20 protein-coding genes are annotated in these 18,832 nt (G+C 66.9%); 10 read left to right on the forward strand and 10 right to left on the reverse strand.

Annotated elements, in window-relative coordinates:
* Window positions 1–253: 253 nt before the first annotated feature.
* The gene (gene tyrS / locus FM069_RS07980) at window positions 254–1,456 is read right to left on the reverse strand and encodes a tyrosine--tRNA ligase (RefSeq protein ID WP_143487774.1); all 1,203 of its coding nucleotides are present in this window, start codon (window positions 1,454–1,456) and stop codon (window positions 254–256) included.
* A 213-nt stretch (window positions 1,457–1,669) separates the two neighbouring features.
* On the opposite strand from tyrS, the gene FM069_RS07985 reads away from it, so the two are divergent.
* Window positions 1,670–3,109, forward strand: coding sequence for a peptidoglycan DD-metalloendopeptidase family protein (locus FM069_RS07985; protein WP_143488052.1), 1,440 nt, complete (start codon window positions 1,670–1,672; stop codon window positions 3,107–3,109).
* 4 nt (window positions 3,110–3,113) lie between these two features.
* A complete protein-coding gene (locus FM069_RS07990; RefSeq protein ID WP_143487775.1) occupies window positions 3,114–4,205 on the forward strand; it encodes an anhydro-N-acetylmuramic acid kinase in 1,092 nt (363 codons plus the stop codon).
* A 50-nt stretch (window positions 4,206–4,255) separates the two neighbouring features.
* On the opposite strand, the gene erpA is transcribed toward FM069_RS07990, so the two are convergent.
* The 4 genes from erpA to argC form a co-directional block, all read right to left on the reverse strand.
* Complete coding sequence (erpA, locus tag FM069_RS07995; RefSeq protein WP_143487776.1) at window positions 4,256–4,606, reverse strand: iron-sulfur cluster insertion protein ErpA; 351 nt, start codon at window positions 4,604–4,606, stop codon at window positions 4,256–4,258.
* Window positions 4,607–4,687: 81 nt separating this feature from the next.
* The gene (locus FM069_RS08000) at window positions 4,688–5,098 is read right to left on the reverse strand and encodes a bactofilin family protein (protein ID WP_143488053.1); all 411 of its coding nucleotides are present in this window, start codon (window positions 5,096–5,098) and stop codon (window positions 4,688–4,690) included.
* Window positions 5,099–5,103: 5 nt separating this feature from the next.
* A complete protein-coding gene (locus FM069_RS08005) occupies window positions 5,104–5,832 on the reverse strand; it encodes a DUF6776 family protein (protein ID WP_143487777.1) in 729 nt (242 codons plus the stop codon).
* Window positions 5,832–6,866, reverse strand: a complete 1,035-nt coding sequence (gene argC, locus FM069_RS08010) for an N-acetyl-gamma-glutamyl-phosphate reductase (protein ID WP_143487778.1) — start codon at window positions 6,864–6,866, stop codon at window positions 5,832–5,834. Before argC ends, FM069_RS08005 begins: the two co-directional genes overlap by 1 nt.
* Window positions 6,867–6,999: 133 nt before the next feature.
* On the opposite strand from argC, the gene hemJ reads away from it, so the two are divergent.
* The 5 genes from hemJ (at window position 7,000) to FM069_RS08035 (ending at window position 11,789) form a co-directional block, all read left to right on the forward strand.
* Window positions 7,000–7,425, forward strand: a complete 426-nt coding sequence (gene hemJ / locus FM069_RS08015) for a protoporphyrinogen oxidase HemJ (RefSeq protein ID WP_143487779.1) — start codon at window positions 7,000–7,002, stop codon at window positions 7,423–7,425.
* 19 nt (window positions 7,426–7,444) lie between these two features.
* Window positions 7,445–8,389, forward strand: a complete 945-nt coding sequence (locus tag FM069_RS08020; protein ID WP_143487780.1) for an NAD(P)H-dependent flavin oxidoreductase — start codon at window positions 7,445–7,447, stop codon at window positions 8,387–8,389.
* On the forward strand, window positions 8,386–9,654 hold the full coding sequence (locus tag FM069_RS08025; protein ID WP_143487781.1) for an alanine racemase: 1,269 nt from the start codon (window positions 8,386–8,388) through the stop codon (window positions 9,652–9,654). Before FM069_RS08020 ends, FM069_RS08025 begins: the two co-directional genes overlap by 4 nt.
* A 316-nt stretch (window positions 9,655–9,970) precedes the next feature.
* Entirely contained in the window at window positions 9,971–10,948 is a 978-nt protein-coding gene (locus FM069_RS08030; RefSeq protein ID WP_143487782.1) for a DUF805 domain-containing protein, read from the forward strand.
* Between the two features lie 43 nt (window positions 10,949–10,991).
* Window positions 10,992–11,789 carry an SDR family NAD(P)-dependent oxidoreductase gene (locus FM069_RS08035; protein WP_143487783.1) on the forward strand — a complete coding sequence of 266 codons (798 nt, stop codon included), beginning with the start codon at window positions 10,992–10,994 and terminating at the stop codon, window positions 11,787–11,789.
* A 6-nt stretch (window positions 11,790–11,795) separates the two neighbouring features.
* Here the strand turns inward: FM069_RS08035 and FM069_RS08040 are convergent, their stop codons facing one another.
* On the reverse strand, window positions 11,796–13,274 hold the full coding sequence (locus tag FM069_RS08040) for an AAA family ATPase (protein ID WP_143487784.1): 1,479 nt from the start codon (window positions 13,272–13,274) through the stop codon (window positions 11,796–11,798).
* A gap of 79 nt (window positions 13,275–13,353) precedes the next feature.
* Here FM069_RS08040 and FM069_RS08045 point away from each other — a divergent pair, with 79 nt between their 5' ends.
* Together FM069_RS08045 and coq7 are read left to right on the forward strand one after the other, a co-directional pair.
* A complete protein-coding gene (locus FM069_RS08045) occupies window positions 13,354–13,692 on the forward strand; it encodes a histidine triad nucleotide-binding protein (RefSeq protein ID WP_143487785.1) in 339 nt (112 codons plus the stop codon).
* Between the two features lie 163 nt (window positions 13,693–13,855).
* The gene (coq7, locus tag FM069_RS08050; RefSeq protein ID WP_143487786.1) at window positions 13,856–14,503 is read left to right on the forward strand and encodes a 2-polyprenyl-3-methyl-6-methoxy-1,4-benzoquinone monooxygenase; all 648 of its coding nucleotides are present in this window, start codon (window positions 13,856–13,858) and stop codon (window positions 14,501–14,503) included.
* Window positions 14,504–14,558: 55 nt separating this feature from the next.
* Here coq7 and speD read toward each other — a convergent pair whose 3' ends face one another.
* Together speD and FM069_RS08060 are read right to left on the reverse strand one after the other, a co-directional pair.
* A complete protein-coding gene (speD, locus tag FM069_RS08055) occupies window positions 14,559–15,353 on the reverse strand; it encodes an adenosylmethionine decarboxylase (RefSeq protein ID WP_143487787.1) in 795 nt (264 codons plus the stop codon).
* Between the two features lie 251 nt (window positions 15,354–15,604).
* Entirely contained in the window at window positions 15,605–16,045 is a 441-nt protein-coding gene (locus tag FM069_RS08060; RefSeq protein WP_143487788.1) for an OsmC family protein, read from the reverse strand.
* 234 nt (window positions 16,046–16,279) lie between these two features.
* On the opposite strand from FM069_RS08060, the gene crp reads away from it, so the two are divergent.
* Entirely contained in the window at window positions 16,280–16,924 is a 645-nt protein-coding gene (crp, locus tag FM069_RS08065) for a cAMP-activated global transcriptional regulator CRP (protein WP_143487789.1), read from the forward strand.
* Between the two features lie 63 nt (window positions 16,925–16,987).
* Here the strand turns inward: crp and trpC are convergent, their stop codons facing one another.
* Both trpC and trpD read right to left on the reverse strand, forming a co-directional pair.
* Window positions 16,988–17,788 (reverse strand): indole-3-glycerol phosphate synthase TrpC, encoded by an 801-nt coding sequence (gene trpC / locus FM069_RS08070; RefSeq protein WP_143487790.1) that lies wholly within the window; start codon window positions 17,786–17,788, stop codon window positions 16,988–16,990.
* Window positions 17,785–18,831: an anthranilate phosphoribosyltransferase gene (gene trpD, locus FM069_RS08075; protein WP_143487791.1), complete on the reverse strand. Its 1,047-nt coding sequence runs from the start codon at window positions 18,829–18,831 to the stop codon at window positions 17,785–17,787. The genes trpC and trpD overlap by 4 nt, the downstream gene beginning before the upstream one ends.
* Window position 18,832 lies beyond the last annotated feature (1 nt).

Consider the following 18,832-nt stretch of genomic DNA (forward strand, 5'->3'; position numbering starts at 1 on the left):
GCTTCATCAGCCTTACAACCTGCTGAAGCGGGAGGCGAATCTTACAGCACTATGCGGCACTGTCAACCCCTTCCTCCGTCGCGCTTCGATCTGGACCGAAGCACCGGCAGCCTGCGCCGCCCTTCCACCGCCGCATCCTAGGATGCTTCCAACCACTCAACCCCTTGATCTACAAAGCGTTTTGCGTTGGCTACGCGCCGGAAGTGGTGCGCATTATAGGGGCCACGAAACTCACGTCAACGGTTTTTTGAACTTATTCGGCTTTATTGAGAACGATCCGAGCGAAAGCCTTCTTGCCGGCCTGGCACACGTGAGTCGCACCCAGCTTGAAAAGGAACTCGCGCCCGACCGGCTCGCCGTCGATACGCACACTACCTGCACCCAGCAGATCGCGCGCCATGGCCGCATTCTTCACAAGTCCAGCCTTATTAAGGACGGCAGAGATAGGCATGTCCTCGGAGAAAGCCAGCACTACTTCAGGCAGATCCTCCGGCAGCTCGCCCTCCTTCATGCGGTTCCCCGCAGAACGATGGGCGCTGGCCGCTGCCTCTTCGCCATGGAAGCGCGCGACGATTTCCTCAGCAAGCTTGATCTTGATGTCACGAGGATTGGCGCCCTGCTCCACATCAAGACGGAATGCATCAATCTCCTCCATGGAGCGGAAACTGAGGAGCTCGAAATAGCGCCACATGAGCGAGTCGGGCATGGAGACCAGCTTGTTGTACATCACGCCGGGCGTTTCTTGGATGCCCACGTAGTTGCCCAAGGACTTGGACATCTTCTTCACGCCATCCAAACCTTCCAGCAGCGGCATGGTGACGATGCACTGGGAAGACTGGCCGTAAGCGCGCTGTAGCTCACGCCCCATGAGAAGATTGAACTTCTGGTCCGTGCCACCGAGCTCCACATCCGCCCGCAGCGCCACGGAGTCATAGCCCTGCACCAACGGATAGAGGAATTCGTGGATCGCGATGGGCTGGCTGGAGGTGTAGCGCTTGTCGAAGTCGTCGCGCTCCAGCATCCGCGCCACGGTGTACTGGGACGCCAGGCGGATGAAGTCGGCCGGCGTCAGCGTATCCATCCAGGTGGAGTTAAAGGCGACTTCGGTACGCGCGGGATCGAGGATCTTGAACACCTGCGCCTTGTAGGTCTCGGCGTTCTCCAATACCTGATCACGCGTGAGGGGCGGTCGGGTCGCGCTCTTGCCACTCGGGTCGCCGATCATGCCGGTGAAGTCGCCGATCAGGAAGATCACCTGGTGGCCCAGCTCCTGGAACTGCCGAAGCTTATTAATAAGCACCGTGTGGCCAAGATGGAGATCCGGCGCGGTCGGATCGAAGCCAGCCTTGATGCGCAGCGGTTGCCCGCGCTCGAGCTTGCTGACCAGCTCGGATTCGACCAGGACCTCTTCGGCACCGCGCTTGATGAGCGCGAGCTGCTCTTCGACCGACTTCATGACGTTGCAACCATCGACAGACTGAAAAGGAACCAACCATACAAGATCGTTGACCAATTACAAGTTTTGCGCCTGCCGTTTGCTGCCAGATTGACGGTCAAACTTGCCTCACCTGGCTTTTGGTTATATTTTACCCAGTTATGTCATCTTCATTTTCACGTTCACAGTCATCTTCTTCTTCACTTTTTCTCAGTCACTTTCTCAGCCAAATCCATGACCCCTACCTCAAAAATTCCGCGTTACCCGAAGAGCCACATCGTGGCCGCAAGCGGCGTCGCCGCCCTCCTCAGCCTGGCCCTGCTGGTGTTTCCCTCCCGCGAAGTCGAGGCCAAGAAGACCTACATCAACCTGGAAATGGAAAACGACGCGGACGGCGCGCTCCGCGACAAGGATGACCTGCGACCGGATACCGTGATCGGTGACGAAGGCGATTCGCCCTTCGCCCGGATCGAAACGCCGGCCGAAGATACCCAGAACGCGACACAGGAGAAGCCGGTCGAGAAGCCGAAGGACGCACTCGCCAGCGGCGAGCCGGCCAAGCCTGCCGACCCCAGCCTGAAGTCCGTTCGCGTGGGTAATGGTGATACCCTTTCCACGCTGTTCAGCAAGGTCGGGCTTTCTTCCAATCAGTTGCATGACATGCTTGAGAGCAACAAGGACGCCAAGCAGTTCAGCAAACTGAAGATCGGCCAGGAGCTGCAGTTCACCTTCGCGACCAATGGCGACCTGCAATCATTGCGCTCCCAGCTCAGCGACCTGGAAACCATCAGCCTGACCAAGTCCGCCAAGGGCTACGACTTCAAGCGTGACCTGATCAAGCCGGACGTACGTGACACCTATGCCCGCGGCGTGATCAACAGCTCGTTGTTCACCAGCGCCAAGCGCGCCGGCCTCTCCCATGACCTCACCATGGACCTTGCCAACATCTTCGGCTACGACGTCGACTTCGCGCTGGATATTCGCGAGGGCGACGAATTTGAGCTGGTCTACGAGCAGAAGGTGGTGAAGGGCAAGCCGGTGGGCAGCGGCCAAATTCTCGCGGCACGCTTCACCAACCGCGGCAAGACCTTTACCGCGGTGCGCTACGTGGACAAGCAGGGCATTGCCAATTACTACCGGGCCGATGGCAGCAGCATGCGCAAGGCGTTCATCCGCACGCCTGTGGACTTCGCCCGCATCAGCTCGCGGTTCTCCATGGGCCGCTTCCATCCGGTCCTCAACAAAATCCGCGCCCACAAGGGCGTCGACTACGCGGCCCCGCGCGGCACGCCCATCAAGGCCACAGCCGACGGTCGCATCGCCTTCGCCGGGCGCCGCGGCGGCTACGGCAACGCGGTAGTCCTGCAGCATGGCAAGACTTACAGCACGCTCTATGGGCACATGCAGGGCTTCGCCAAGGGCATCCAGAGCGGGGGCAGCGTGAAGCAAGGCCAGATCATCGGCTATGTCGGCACCACTGGCCTGTCCACCGGGCCGCACCTCCACTATGAGTTCCAGGTCAACGGCACCCACGTGGACCCCCTCAGTGTGAAGCTGCCTATGGCCGATCCGCTGGCAGGCCCGGACAAGAAGCTGTTCCTGCAGCGGAGCCAGCCGATGATGGCGCGCATGGACCAGGAAAAGGCCACTCTGCTCGCGATGAACAAGCGCTGATCCCATGCTGCGCTACTTGGGCGTGATGTCCGGCACCAGCCTGGATGGGCTGGACATCGCGTTGATCGAACAGGGCCAGCAGACCCGTCTGCTGGCCACCCACTACCAGCCCATGCCGCCCGCCTTGCGGGAAGAGCTCCTGGCCCTGTGCAGCCCAGGCCCCGATGAGCTGGCCCGGGCCGCCCTGGCGGAACAGCGCTGGGTCACGGCGGTGGCTGAGGGCATCCAGGCGCTCTTGGCCGAACAACACCTCACGCCGGAAGCCATCCGGGCCATCGGCAGCCATGGCCAGACGGTTCGCCACGAACCCGTCCGCGGCTTCACTGTACAGATCGGCAACCCCGCACTACTGGCCGAACTCACCGGCATCACTGTGATAGGTGACTTCCGCCGCCGCGACGTTGCCGCCGGCGGCCAGGGCGCGCCCCTCGTACCGGCCTTTCACCAAGCGCTGTTCGCCGATTTGCAGACCCCATGCGCGGTGCTCAACATCGGCGGCTTCAGCAACCTCAGCCTGCTTGAACCGGAAGTCCCGGTGCGCGGCTTCGATTGCGGGCCCGGCAACATCTTGCTGGATGCCTGGATCCACGACCAGCGCGGCGAGCCCTACGATCGCGCCGGCGAATGGGCCGCCCGCGGCACGGTGCAACCCGCCTTGCTGAACGCCTTTCTGAGCGACGCGTTCTTCCAGGCCCGAGGCCCGAAGAGCACAGGACGCGAGCTGTTCAACCTAGACTGGCTCAAGGCCCACCTCGGGCGCCTTCCGGCGTACGCCCCCGAGGACGTGCAAGCGACCCTGCTGGAAATGACCGTGCGCAGCATGTGCGAGGCCCTACAGGCGGCCCAGCCGGATACCCGCACCCTGCTGGTCTGCGGCGGCGGCGCCCACAACACCACGCTGATGACGCGCCTGGCGCAGCGCCTGCCCGGCACCCGGGTGGACAGCACCGCCGCCCATGGCATTCCGCCGGACTGGGTGGAAGCGATGGCCTTCGCCTGGCTCGCGCACTGTTGCCTGGAAGGCATCCCTGCGAACCGGCCAAGCGTCACCGGGGCGAAGGGATTGCGGGTGCTCGGCGCGATCTACCCGGCCTGAAACGAAAACGCCGTGCGGAGCACGGCGTTCGCGGACAGCGGTAAACGGATTCAGATCGAGAAGGATTGCCCGCAGCCACAGGTGGTGGCGGCATTGGGGTTCTTGATCACGAAGCGCGACCCTTCCAAGCCTTCCTGATAGTCCACCTCGGAACCTGCCAGGTACTGGAAGCTCATGGGGTCGACTACCAGGCTCGCGCCGGCGCATTCGACGATGGTGTCGTCGTCAGCCACGTCCTCGTCGAACGTGAAGCCGTACTGGAAGCCGGAGCAACCACCCCCGGTGACGAACACCCGCAGCTTCAGACGCGGGTTGCCTTCTTCATCGATCAGGTTCTTCACCTTGCTCGCCGCGCCCTGGGTGAAGACCAAGGGGGTGGGAACGAAGGACTCGACGCTCATCTTGAAACTCTCCCGGCGTGATGCCGCCATAACCTGCAGAAAGACGCGGGCATTATCCGCTTGTCCTAGAAAATTGGTCAACTATTGAACGGTCTCTACGCTCGCCGGCAGCTCCAGCGGACGCGGGGCTTCCTTGACGGGGCACAACCGGCCCTCGATCTGCGCGCCCATGGCCATCTCCATCAACCCGTAGTGCAGGTTGCCGCGCACCCGGGCGCGGGCGCCCAGCTCGAGGTGCTCGCTGGCGAACACGTCGCCGATCACCTCGCCGTCGAGAATCACGTGGGGCGCGCGGATCTCGCCTTCAACCTGTCCCTCGATGCTGACCCGCACCAGCCCGTCCGCGGCGATCAGGTTTCCCTGCAGACGGCCATCCACCTGTACCGCGCCCTGGAAGCGCAATTCGCCCACCAGTTCCGCGCCGGCGGCGATCACGCTGGTCTTGCCGCTGAAGCGCTGCAGGTCCGCCTTGGGTTTGCCTTTCTTCCACATATCGCTCATTCCCCCTCCTTCCATTCGAATAGACGCTCCTGCGTTCCGCCCTTGCCCTCGACGTCGGCGCGGACCTTGACCTGGCGCGGCTCGAAGCCCGCCGGCAGGGTCAGCTCGGCGTAGCGGCCGGCCTCGGGAATCGCCTGAAAATGCTTGAAGCCGAACGGGATGGCCTTCTCCGCCAGGTCGGGCAGGCCCTGACTCAGGGGAGCCAGGTCCAGCTCGGTGTCCTTGCCGGCCTGCCGCCCGATCAGGGTGAGGCGCAGGCGGCCGGCCAGCGGCTTCTCGTCCGACCCCACCCGCCCCAGCATGACGCGGTAGCGGAAGCGCGCCGGCGTCTCGCCGGCATGCAGTTCGAAGGCGCCGATGCGCAGCCCTTCGCGGCGACTGTCCGGCGCCAGCACCCCCTGGTAGAAGGCCAGATCCTGCTGCAGCCGGAAGATCCGTTCCTCCAGGTCCTTGATGGTCTGCCGGTTCTGCTCGCCCGCCTGCCGGGCCAATTGCTCGCCGCTCTCCACCACGGCGAAGCGCTGGCGCAAGCGCTCCACCGTCCGCGCCTGCTCGATGGTCTGCCGCTCCAGCTGTTCGCGCTGCGCCTGCAACGTGCCGGCCTCGTGCAACTGCCAGCGCTGCCCGGCATAGAACGCCAGGGGCGGGCCGGCCAGCGCCACGACCAGCATCAGGCGCCGCAGGCGCTCGCGACGCGGGTCGTTGACGCGGACCTCCCACCGCATCAGGGCATCAGCGCGGCGTGGGACAGGCCATCACGCTCATCGAACCCGAAGAGGATGTTCATGTTCTGGATCGCCTGGCCGGACGCCCCTTTCACCAGGTTGTCGATCACCGAGAGCACCACCACCAGGTCGCCTCCCTGGGGCCGGTGTACGGCGATGCGGCAGACGTTGCCCCCCCGCACGCTGCGGGTCTCCGGATGGCTGCCGGCCGGCATCACGTCGACGAAGGGCTCGTCGGCGTAGCGCTTCTCGTAGAGCGCCTGCAGGTCGACAGCGGTATCCGCCACGGTGGCGTAGAGGGTGGCATGGATGCCGCGGATCATCGGCGTGAGGTGGGGGACGAAGGTCAGCCCTACCGGTCCGCCGGCCGCGCGACGCAGGCCCTGGGCGATCTCCGGCAGGTGCCGGTGCCCTTTCACCGCGTAAGCCATCAGGCTCTCGCTGGTCTCGCAGAGCAGCGAGCCGACCTTGGCGCCGCGACCGGCGCCGCTGACCCCGGACTTGCAGTCGGCGATCAGCCGGGACGGGTCGGCCAGGCCGGCCTCCAGCAGCGGCAGGAAGCCCAGCTGGGTGGCGGTGGGGTAGCAACCCGGAACGGCAATCAGGCGGGCTTGGCGGATGGCCTCGCGGTTCACCTCCGGCAGGCCGTAGACGGCTTCCGGCAGCAATGCCGGCGCACCGTGGGGCTGGCCGTACCAGCGCGCCCACTCCTCGGCGTCCTGCAGGCGGAAGTCGGCGGACAGGTCGATGAGGCGGGTACCGGTTTCCAGCAGCTCGCCGGCCAGGGCATGGGCGACGCCGTGGGGCGTGGCGAAGAACACCACGTCGCAGGCGCCGAGGGTGGCGCTGTCCGGCACGCTGAAGGCCAGTCCGTCGTAGTGGCCGCGCAGGTTCGGGTAGAGGTCGGCAACGCGGACGCCCGCCTCGGAGCGGGAGGTGATCACCGCCACCTCGGCGTGGGGGTGCTGGGCCAGCAGGCGCAGCAATTCGACACCGGTGTAGCCCGTGCCGCCGACGATACCGACCTTGATCATCACTTGCCCCTCGAACGAACCGACTGGAAAGGCGCGATGATAAAGCCGCATCGCCCCCCGGCCAACCGCCGCGGATGACGGCACTCCCCCGCGGCACTACTATCGGCGCACCGTGATGAGGAGATGACCCCCGATGCTCTACCTATGGATCAAGGCCCTGCACATCGTTGCCGTGGTCTGCTGGTTCGCCGGCCTGTTCTACCTGCCGCGCCTGTTCGTCTACCACGCCGCCAGCGAAGACCGCCCCAGCCAGGAACGCTTCTGCCTCATGGAGCGCAAGCTCTACCGCGGCATCATGCTGCCGTCGATGATCGTCACCCTGGTCTTCGGCATCTGGATGATCCTGCTCAACGGCGACCTCATGCGCCAGGGCTGGCTGCACGCCAAGCTGGTGCTGGTGGTCCTGCTGATCGGCTACCACCACGCCTGCGGCGCCATGCTCAAGCGCTTCGCCCGCGGCGAGAACCGCCGCAGCCACGTGTTCTACCGCTGGTTCAACGAAGTGCCGGTGCTGATCCTGGTCGCCATCGCGATCCTGGCCGTCGTCAAACCCTTCTGACCCTTCCGAGGAACCACCCATGTCCCTGCCCGCCCTGCTCGAAAACCGCCTGCGCCTGCCGCTGGTGGCCGCCCCGATGTTCCTGGTCTCCGGTCCCGAGCTGGTGCTCGCCTGCTGCAACCAGGGCGTGGTGGGCAGCTTCCCGGCCCTGAACCAGCGCGACAGCGCCGGCTTCCGCGGCTGGCTGGAGCAGATCGGCGCCGGCCTGCAGGCGGATGCCGCGCCCTACGCAGTGAACCTGATCGTGCACCCCAGCAACCCGCGCCTGCAGGCCGACCTGGCGATCTGCGCGGAGCAGCGGGTGCCCATCGTCATCACCAGCCTCGGCGCGGTGAAGGAAGTGGTGGATGCGGTGCACGGCTACGGCGGTCTGGTGTTCCACGACGTGACCACCCGCCGCCACGCGGAGAAGGCCGCCGAGGCCGGGGTCGACGGGCTGATCGCCGTGGGCGCCGGGGCCGGTGGCCATGCCGGCACCTGGAGCCCCTTCGCCCTGGTCGCGGAGATTCGCCAGTTCTTCGACAAGACCCTGCTGCTGGCCGGCTGCCTCAACCACGGCCACGAGATTCTCGCCGCCCGGGTGCTGGGCGCGGACCTGGCCTACATGGGCACCCGCTTCATCGGCACCCGTGAGAGCCAAGCCAGCGACGCCTACAAGCAGATGCTGACGGACGCCCGCGCCGCGGACATCGTCCACACCCCCGCCGTATCCGGCGTACCGGCGAGCTTCATGCGGCAGAGCCTGGAGCAGGCCGGCTACGACCTCGCCGCGCTGCGGGAAGCCTCCGCGGGCGGCCAGGGCCAGAAGCTCAAGCCGATCAACGACGAGGCCAAGGCCTGGAAGACCGTGTGGTCGGCGGGCCAGGGTGTCGGCGAGATACACGACCTGCCGCCGGTGGCGGAGCTGATCGCCCGCCTGGATGCCGAATACCGCCAGGCGCTGGCCGGCATCGCCCGGGGATGAAACGTCGCCACCTGCTGGGCGTTGGCGCCGCCGCGGGCCTGCTGGGCCTGTGGGGGCTGCGCCCGGCCGACCGTGGCAGCCCCTACAACGACTACTTCGCCGCGCTGAACCGCCTGCTGCGCCAGGAGGGCGGCGGCGTCGCCCAACTGGTGATCGACCTGGACCGCCTGGACGCCAACGCCGACCTGCTGCGCCGGCGCCTGGAAGGGCGCCTGTCCCTACGCCTGGTGACCAAGTCCCTGGCCTCCCTCGGCCTACTGGACTACCTCGGCCGCCGGCTGGGGCTGCAACGCTTCATGGTGTTCCAGGCCGCGCACCTACCGGCCCTGGCCCGGGCCTTCCCCGCCGGCGACCTGCTGCTGGGCAAGCCCCTGCCGGTGGCCGCCGCCCTGGGTTTCTACCAGCAGTGGCCGGCGGACCTGCCGTTCGAACCGGCCACCCAGCTGACCTGGCTGGTAGACAGCGTCGAGCGCCTGCGCCAATACGCCGACCTGGCACGGGCCTTGGGCCGCCGCCTGCAGGTCGCCCTGGAAATCGACGTTGGCCTGGGGCGCGGCGGCTTCGCCAGCCCGGAGACCCTGGGCGCGGCCCTGCAGGCCTGGCGTCAGGACGCGCCGCCGCTGCGCCTGCGTGGTCTGATGGGCTACGACGCCCAGGTGAGCGAGGCGCCCGTGTGGGTCGGCCAGGCCGACGCCCATGCCGCCAGCACGGCACGCTACCGCGCCTTCGCCGACGTGCTCAGCCTGTTTGCCGACCTGCGCCCGCCGCAGCCTCTGTTCAATGGGGGCGGCAGCCTGACCTACCCGCTGCACGCCGCCGGCGGCAGCCCCCTCAACGAAGTGGCGGTGGGCTCCGCCCTGCTCAAGCCACGGGCTTTCGACAGCGAAGCGCTGGCCGCCCACCAGCCGGCGCTGTGGATCGCCAGCCCGGTGCTGACGCTGCGCGACGGCCACGAACCGTTCCTGGAATCCCTGCAACCCGTCTGGCAGGCCTGGGACCCCAACCGCCAGCGCGCCCTCTACCTGGACGGCGGACGCTGGGACGCCGAGCCGGTCGCACCCGCCGGGCTCCAGCGGGACGCCCTGCCCACCCGCAGCATCGACCGGGAACGCCTGCTGGGTTCCGCGACCACTGCCCTGGAGGTGGAGGACTGGGTGTTCCTGCGCCCGGAACGTTCCGAAGGCTCCCTGGGCGAAGTGGGCGAGCTGCGCCTGCTGCGCAGGGGCCGCCTGGTAGGACGCTGGCAGCCACTGGGCAACGCCTGACCGGACGTCCCGCTCCGGATCGACTCCCCTGAGTCGGAGGCAGGGAGGCCGGTCCCCCCATGTGAGGGTGTGCAGGCCCTCGGCGGCGAAGTCTCCCTCTGCAAGGCAGCATCTGCCCTGCCCACGGTCCTCGCCGTCGATCACGATTCGGCCGCAAGCGCCCCGCCGACCGCCCGCGACACCGCGTCAGCGTTCGTCCGCGTCCGGTTGCCCGGTTTGTGCAATGGGTCCGCTGGCGGCGCTTGTGTCGTCCGGGCCGCCTCATTACTCTGCGTCACTCCGCCACCCTCACTGCTCCGCAGCCAAGGAAGCTCGCATGACCGACGCCCGCTACAAGATCGTCTTCGACGGCGAATTGATGCCCGGAGCCGCCCCCGATGCCGTCAAGGACAATCTGGCCCGGCTGTTCAAGAGCGATCGCGCGCGGATCGACGGCCTCTTCGGCCGGCGCGGCGTGGCCCTCAAGCGCGACCTGGGCAGCGACGAGGCGGACAAGTACCTCGAGGCCCTGCAACAGGCCGGCGCCAAGGTGCGCAAGGAAGCCGACCTGGCGGCGGCGCTGACCCTGGTGGCCGCCGAGGACGAGCCGAGCGTCGAGCCCTCGACCACCATGACCTGCCCCAAGTGCGGCCACCTGCAGCCCAAGTCCGCACAGTGCGATGCCTGCGGCATCGTCATCGAGAAGTACCTGGCGCGCCAGGCGCAACTGGCCGAGGCGCCCACCGCCCCCGTGGTCCAGGCCGCCTCCCCCTATGCGCCGCCCCAGGCGCAGGTGGGCGACGTGCTGCCGGATCATGGTGAGCTGAAGGTGTTCAGCGTGGAGGGCCGCATCGGCCGCCTGCGCTACCTGGCCTGGTACGTGACCCTGGCGCTGCTGACGATGCCGATCGCCTTCGTGCTGGCGTTCTCGGCCGCGCTGTCGCCCACCTTCGCCATGGTCCTGGGGGTGGTGGGCCTGGTGGCCTTCGTGGCCGTCAGCATCTGCATCGGCGCCCAGCGCCTGCACGACATCGGCTGGACGGGCTGGCTGCAACTGTTGCTGCTGGTGCCGATCGTCGGGGCTGTGTTCGGCCTGCTGATGATGATCATCCCGGGCAACGCCGACGCCAACCGCTACGGCCCGCCGCCGCCGCCCAACAGCCGCAGCGTGGTGGTCCTGGCCTGTGCCTGCATCCTGATGCCGATGCTGGTAGGCATCCTGGCGGCCATCGCCATCCCCGCCTACCAGACCTATGTCACCCGCGCCCACCAGACGGTGACGCCCGCCGCACCGGTCTCCCCCGCCCAGCCCTGAGTGGTTGCGGCGCCGCGCGAGCGGCGCCGCCCGGAGAGCCGCCATGTCCCGCTACGCCCTCGTCACCGGTGCCTCCAGCGGCATCGGCCTGGCCCTCGCCGAGGCCCTGGCCCGGCGCGGCCACAACCTGATCCTGGTGGCCCGCCAGCGCGAGGCCCTGGAAAGCATCGCCTGCGAGCTGGCCCAGCGCTTCGCGGTGGACGTGCTGTTCCTCACCTGCAACCTGGCCGAGCCGCGGCAGTTGAGCGGCCTGCTGCAGGAGCTGGAAGAAAGCGACCACGAGATCGACCTGCTGGTGAACAACGCCGGCCTCGGCACCTCGGGGCCGTACATCGAGCAGGACTGGGGCCGCGAGCAGCACCTCATCGAAGTGAACATGCTGGCCCTGGCGCGGCTCTGCCACGCCTTCGGCGGGCGCATGGCCGAGCAGGGCGGCGGGCAGATCCTCAACGTGGCCTCGGTGGCCGCGTTCCAGCCCGGCGCCTGGATGAGCAACTACAGCGCCAGCAAGGCCTATGTACTGAGCCTGTCCGAAGGCCTGCGGGAAGAGTTGCGCAGCCGCGGGGTGAAGGTCAGCGTGCTGTGCCCCGGCCCTACCCGCACCGCATTCTTCCGCGGCGCCGGCCTGCGCCTGGGGCGCCTGGAGCGCGGCACCCTGGTGATGGATGCCGAGCAGGTGGCGCGGATCGCCGTGCGGGGCCTTGAACGCAACCAGGCGATCATCGTGCCCGGCTGGCGCAACGCGCTGCTGGTCCTGGTTCACCGCCTGGCGCCACGCTGGCTGGTGCGCAAGGTCTCGGCCGCGATCAACCGCGCGGTGCTGCCGGTGGCGCCGCTGTAGGGCGCGTCAGTCGGCGCTGACCGTGCGCCCCCGGGCCCAGGCCCGCAACTCCCCCAACGCCTCGGCCATCACCACCGACAGCGGCGCGGTGGCGCCCAGCTGATTCAACAACAGCCCCTGATCCACCTGACCCTGGCGGGCCTGGGCGGCGTACAGCGCGCTGACGATGGCCTGCTCGATCTCCGCGCCGGAAAAGCCCTCGCTGGCCCGCGCCAGCACGTCCAGGTCGAAGGCCTCGGGCGCCAGCTCGCGCCGCGCCAGGTGGATGCGGAAGATGTCCGCGCGGACCGCCTCGCTCGGCAGGTCGACGAAGAACAGCTCGTCGAAGCGGCCCTTGCGCAGCAATTCCGGCGGCAGGCGGTGGACGGCGTTGGCGGTAGCCACCAGGAACACCGGCGACTTGCGCTCGGCCATCCAGGTCAGCAGGGTGCCCAGCACCCGCTGGCTCACGCCACCGTCCTGGTCGCCCTGGGCCAGGCCCTTTTCCATTTCGTCGAGCCACAGCACGCAGGGCGCCATCTGCTCGGCCAGGCGCAGGGCTTCGCGCAGGTTGCGCTCGGTCTCGCCGAAGTACTTGTTGTACAGGCAGGCGAAGTCCAGCCGCAGCAGCGGCAAGCCCCAGAGGCCGGCCACCGCCTTGGCTGCCAGGCTCTTGCCGCCGCCCTGCACGCCGACCAGCAGCACCCCGCGCGGGGTGTCGCGGCCCTCGCCGCCGAGAAAGGCGTGCTGCCGCTCGCCGAGCCAGCGCTTGAGGTTGGCCAGGCCGCCCACCTCGGCGAAGCGGGCGGTCTCGTACTCGAAGCCCAGCACGCCCTCCAGGTCCAGCAGCTTGAACTTGGTCTTGTTCAGCTCCGGCAGGTCTTCCTGGGTGATGGCGCCGTCGTCGCAGATGACGTTGCGCGCCAGGGCCCGGGCCTCGCCATGGCTGAGGCCGCGCAGGTTCTTCACCACCTGCTGCAGGGTGCGGTTGTCGGTGCGCACCCGCGCCCCGCGATTGCGCTCGCTCCAGCGAGTGGCCTCCTCGCGGACGATGGCCAGCAGCTCGTCCTCGCCGGGCAGCGACAGGCTGAAATGCGCGGCGTAGCGCTGTACTTCGGCCGGCAGGCGCAGCTGGTGCGACACCAGCACCACCGTGGGCCGCTGGACGCCCTCGGCCATGGCGATTTCCTTGAGCAGGCGGATCGGCTTGGGGTCGCCGGTGAGGAACGGGTGCAGGTCGCAGAGGACGTAGAGGCTGGACTGGGGATCGGCCTTGATCAGCCGCAGCGCGACGATGGGGTCGGTACTCTCGGCGTCCAGGGTGTCGCCGCCGAAGCCGAGGTGGCGGATGCCCTCGGTCACCGACCAGGTATACAGGCCGAGGCCACGCTTCACCGCGAGGCCAGTCAGGGTTTCCAGCACCCGGGGTTCGTCCCAGGACTCGATGACGATCAGCTTGACCTTCGAATCGAGCACCAGGCTGAGATCATGAATATCGTTCTTCACGGGACATCCTTGGCACGGGTAAAGGGACAGCGACACACGCTGCTACACTCGGGGGCGCCATCTTATCCGGAGAAGCGCCATGGACAACCTGTTCGCCAGGATCATCGCCCGCGAAATCCCTGCCACCATCCTCTACGAAGACGACCAGGTGCTGGCCTTCCAGGACGTTGCGCCTCAGGCGCCGGTGCATTTCCTGGTCATCCCGAAGAAACACATCGCCACCCTGAACGACCTGCAGGAGGCGGACAAGGCGCTGGCCGGCCACCTTCTGTACACCGCCCAGCGCCTGGCCCTGGAACTGGGCTGCGACGACGGTTTCCGGGTGGTGGTGAACTGCAAGGAGAAAGGCGGCCAGACCGTCCAGCACCTTCACCTGCACGTGCTCGGCCAGCGCGCCATGAGCTGGCCGCCGGGCTGATCGCGACACAGGCCCGGCCTGATGGTGACAGGGCCAGGCTGTCCGGGACTACCCGCCTGGGACTGCCCGTCCGGGACTCCCCGTCCGGGACAATCCGTCGCTGGGCCGAGGCCCGGGCGAATCCGGTACACTGCGGCGATCGACTTTCCCCGGAGCCCGGCCCTTGAGCACCGAACGCTACTACACCCCCGTCGACCGCCTGCTGCTGCAGGCCAACACCGCCCTGCGCACCTTGCTGCCGTTCTCCGGCCAGCCCTACCGCCCCTCTCCCGCCGACACCCGCGAAGACACCCCGCTGGCCGCCGACGAGGCCCGCCACGTGGCCGGCCTGATGCGCATCAACCACACCGGCGAGGTCTGCGCCCAGGCGCTCTACCAGGGCCAGGCGCTGACCGCCAAGCTGCCGGAAGTGCGGGCCGCCATGGAGCAGGCGGCCGAGGAGGAGATCGATCACCTGGTCTGGTGCGAGCGGCGCATCCGCGAGCTGGGCAGCCGACCCAGCGTGCTCAACCCGTTGTTCTACGGCCTGTCCTTCGGCGTCGGCGCGGTGGCCGGTCTGATCAGCGACAAGGTCAGCCTGGGCTTCGTCGCCGCCACCGAGGACCAGGTGTGCAAGCACCTGGACGAACACCTGGGGCAACTGCCGGCGGAGGACAGCAAGTCCCGGGCGATCCTCGAGCAGATGCGCGTCGATGAGGAACACCATGCCACCAACGCCCTGGAAGCCGGCGGCCTGCGCTTCCCGGCGCCGGTCAAGTTCGGCATGACCCTGCTGTCCAAGGTGATGACCAAAACCACCTACCGCCTCTGAGCGAATGGATCAAAAAAAGGGCGCCCGCGGGCGCCTTTTTTTTGAGAAGCCGGGTTCAGCGCGGCATGTTGCGGGCGTAGAAGATTTCCAGCATCTCGTGGCGCACCCGCGCCTCCACCTGCTGGCGCTGCTCCGTTGACAGCGAGCGGGTGGCGTCGCCGAACAGGTAGTTGTCCAGGTCGAAGTCCTTGAGCAGCATCTTGGTGTGGAACAGGTTCTCCTGGTACACGTTGACGTCGGTCATCTGGTACGCCGCCTGGGTGTCCTCGGAAAGGTAGTTCTGGATCGAGTTGATCGCGTGGTCGATGAAGTGCTTGCGCCCCTCCACGTCGCGGGTGAAGCCGCGCACGCGGTAGTCCACGGTGACGATGTCCGAGTCGAACTGGTGGATCAGGTAGTTGAGGGCTTTCAGCGGCGAGATCACGCCACAGGTGGAGACGTCGATGTCCACGCGGAACGTGGCGATGCCCTCCACCGGGTGGATTTCCGGGTAGGTGTGAACGGTGATGTGGCTCTTGTCCAGGTGCGCCAGGATGGTGTCCGGACGCGGCCCCGGCGATTCCTCGATCTGGCTCTCGGTGGGCGTCACCGGTTGCTCGGAGATCAGGATGGTCACGCTGGCGCCCTGGGGGTCGTAGTCCTGACGGGCGATGTTCAGGATGTTGGCGCCGATGATGTCCACGACATCGGTGAGAATCTGCGTCAGCCGCTCGGCGTCGTACTCTTCGTTAATGTACTGGACGTAGGCCTGCTGGTCTTCCGGCGTTTCCGCGTAGCAGATGTCATAGATGTTGAAGCTCAAGGTCTTCGTCAGGTTGTTGAACCCGTGGAGCTTGAGTTTGCTTTTCACCGTTGGAAACTCTCTTCTTCAGTGCGGCCACGCCGCGTGATCGAGCATGCCCGTCAGGTACGGGGTACCTGCGTAGGACGGTTTACACACCTCTTCGCATTGGCGATTGTGGTTGTCTGGTTGGGGGCACAGCGCCCCCGAAAGGCGGCGAATTATGCAGATCGCCGGGACCGACCGCCATAGCCTGGCGGTCTTTCGTGAATGCCATATGTCGCGGCCGCGCCGGGCGACGCAGCCAGCGGGACGAGGACTCAGGCGGGGAAGGCGGGCGCGTCCAGCTCGACGATCTCGTAGCTGTGACTGATGTCCACACCGCCGCGGCCGAGCATGATGGAGGCCGAGCAGTATTTCTCCGCGGACAGCTCCACGGCGCGCTTCACCTGGGATTCCTTCAGGCCGCGGCCCTTGACCACGAAGCGCAGGTGCACCCGGGTGAACACCTTGGGCTCGCTGTCGGCCCGCTCCGCCTCGAGGAAGGCCTCGCAACTCTCCACCGGCTGGCGGGCCTTCTTCAGGATGCTCATGACGTCGAAGCTGCTGCAGCCGCCCAGGCCGATGAGCACCATCTCCATGGGGCGGATGCCCAGGTTGCGCCCGCCGGCTTCCGGCGGCCCGTCCATGACCACGGCGTGACCGCTGCCGGACTCGCCGATAAACAGGGCGTCGCCCGCCCACTGGATGCGCGCTTTCATCGCAAGGCCTCCGTCGGAAAAAAAGTGGGCCAGCTTAGCACAGCGGACCGGCGAGACCCGGTGCTACCGTCCGGTCAGAAGTTCCCCGAGGACTGCTAGGCATGTCGCAAAATCGAACTGCCGACAGCGGACGGTCTGTTAAGCTGACCCGGCAGAAATGGCACACTAGCCGGATAACTATAAAAAATCGCCTGCTGGATAAGGCTTAACTTATTTTTTATTTCGGGACTCAGCATGGTCGCTATTACCCTTACCCCCAAGATCAAGAACCTCGACAAGATCCTTTCCCACTGCAACCGCCGCCGCTACACCGCCAAGAGCACCATCATCTACGCGGGCGATCGCTGCGAAACCCTGTTCTTCATCGTCAAGGGGTCGGTCACCATCCTCATCGAAGACGATGACGGCCGGGAAATGATCATCGGCTACCTGAACGCCGGGGACTTCTTCGGCGAGATGGGTCTCTTCGACAAGGAAGGGCTGGAGCAGGAACGCAGCGCCTGGGTCCGCGCCAAGACCGAGTGCGAAGTGGCCGAGATCAGCTACATCAAGTTCCGCGAGGTCACCCAGCAGGACCCGGACATCCTCCTCACCATCGGCGGCCAGCTGGCCGACCGCCTGCGCAAGACCACCCGCAAGGTGGGCGACCTGGCGTTCCTCGACGTGACCGGCCGGGTGGCCCGCACGCTACTGGACCTGTGCAAGCAGCCGGACGCCATGACCCACCCCGACGGCATGCAGATCAAGATCACCCGCCAGGAAATCGGCCGCATCGTCGGCTGTTCCCGGGAGATGGTCGGGCGTGTTCTCAAGGGCCTGGAAGAACAGGGCCTGGTGCACGTGAAGGGCAAGACCATGGTGGTCTACGGCACCCGCTGACACGACGCGTCACCTATGAAAAAGGCCGGCATCATGCCGGCCTTTTTCATGGGCGCCCGCCGCTCAGGGGAAGAACAGCCGCTTCAGCTCGACGCCAGGTTCCTCGGCGCGCATGAACGCTTCGCCCACCAGGAACGCCCGCACTTCGCTGACTTCCATCAGCTCCACGTCGGCGCGGTTGAGGATGCCGCTCTCGGTGACCACCAGGCGCTCGCGGGGAATCCGCGGCAGCAGGTCGAGGGTGGTTTCCAGGTCGACCTCGAAGGTGTGCAGGTTGCGGTTGTTGATGCCGATCAGCGGGGTGTCCAGGGTCGCCAGGGCGCGCTCCAGTTCCTCGCCGTCGTGCACTTCCACCAGCACGTCCAGGTTCGCCTGCCGCGCTACCGCGGCCAGCTCCTTCATGCGGCCGTCATCCAGCGCGGCGGCGATCAGCAGCACGCAGTCGGCCCCCAACACCCGGGATTCGACGATCTGGTAGGGGTCGATCATGAAGTCCTTGCGCAGCACCGGCAGCGCACAGGCCGACCGGGCCTGCTGCAGGTAGACGTCGGCGCCCTGGAAGAAGTCCACGTCCGTGAGTACCGACAGGCAGGTGGCGCCGCCCGCCTCGTAGCTCTGGGCGATCTGCGCGGGCAGGAACTCTTCCCGCAGCACGCCCTTGCTCGGGGAGGCCTTCTTCACTTCGGCGATCACCGCCGGTTCCTTGCGCTTGATCCGCTCCTGCAGCGCGGCGGCGAAACCGCGGGGCGCGTCGGTGCTGCGCAGCTGGGCCTCCAGCTCCGCCAGGGAGACCCGGGCGCGGCGTTCGGCGACTTCCTCGGCCTTGCGGGCGAGGATCTTTTCCAGCACGGTTGGGATGCTCACGCTTCATTCTCCTGACGAAACACAGCCGTAAAGGCCACCAGTTCTTCCAGTTTTTCCCGCGCCAGCCCGGTGTGCAACGCGTCGTGGGCGAGATGCACGCCCTCTTTCAGCGTAGCCGTGCGATCGGCGGCGTAGAGCGCCGCCCCGGCGTTCAGCACGATCATGTCGGCCGCCTTCTGCCCGGCTTCGGTCTTGCGCCGGCCTAACGCATCGCGGATGAGCTCAAGGGAAGCCTGCGGGCCTTCCACGGTCAAGCCGATCAGGGTCTGGCTCTTGATGCCCACGTCTTCCGGCTGGATGCGGTATTCGCTGACCGCGCCGTCCTTGAGTTCGGCGATATGCGTGGGCGCCGCCAGGCTGATTTCGTCCAGCCCGTCCAGCGCATGCACCACCAGCACGTGGCGGCTGCCGAGGCGCTGCAGCACCTCGGCCATGGGTCGGCACAGCGCCTGGCTGAATACGCCGATCACCTGGTGCACCACGCCGGCCGGGTTGGTCATCGGCCCGAGCATGTTGAACAGGGTACGCAAGCCCATTTCCCGGCGCGGGCCGATGGCGTGCTTCATGGCGCCATGGTGGGAGGGGGCGAACATGAAGCCGACTCCGACGGTCTCGACGCAGCGGGCCACCTGCTCCGGCGTCAGGTTCAGGTAGACCCCGGCGGCTTCCAGCAGGTCGGCGCTGCCGCTCTTGCCCGACACCGCACGGTTGCCATGCTTGGCGACCCGGCCGCCCGCCGCGGCCACCACGAAGGCGGCAGCGGTGGATACGTTGAAGATGTTCATGCCATCGCCGCCGGTGCCGCAGGTGTCCACCAGGTGGTCGCCGTCGATCCGCACCGGCGAGGCCAGTTCGCGCATCGCCTGGGCCGCGCCGACGATCTCGTCGATGGTCTCGCTCTTCATGCGCATGCCCATGAGGAATGCGCCGATCTGGGCGTCGCTGCACTGGCCGGTCATGATCTGGCCCATGACGGCGCGCATCTCGTCGGTGGTGAGGTCCAGCTGGCCGACGATACGGGTGAGTGCTTCGCGGATATCCATT

The sequence above is a fragment of the Pseudomonas mangiferae genome, assembly GCF_007109405.1.
Taxonomy (GTDB): Bacteria; Pseudomonadota; Gammaproteobacteria; order Pseudomonadales; family Pseudomonadaceae; genus Pseudomonas_T; species Pseudomonas_T mangiferae.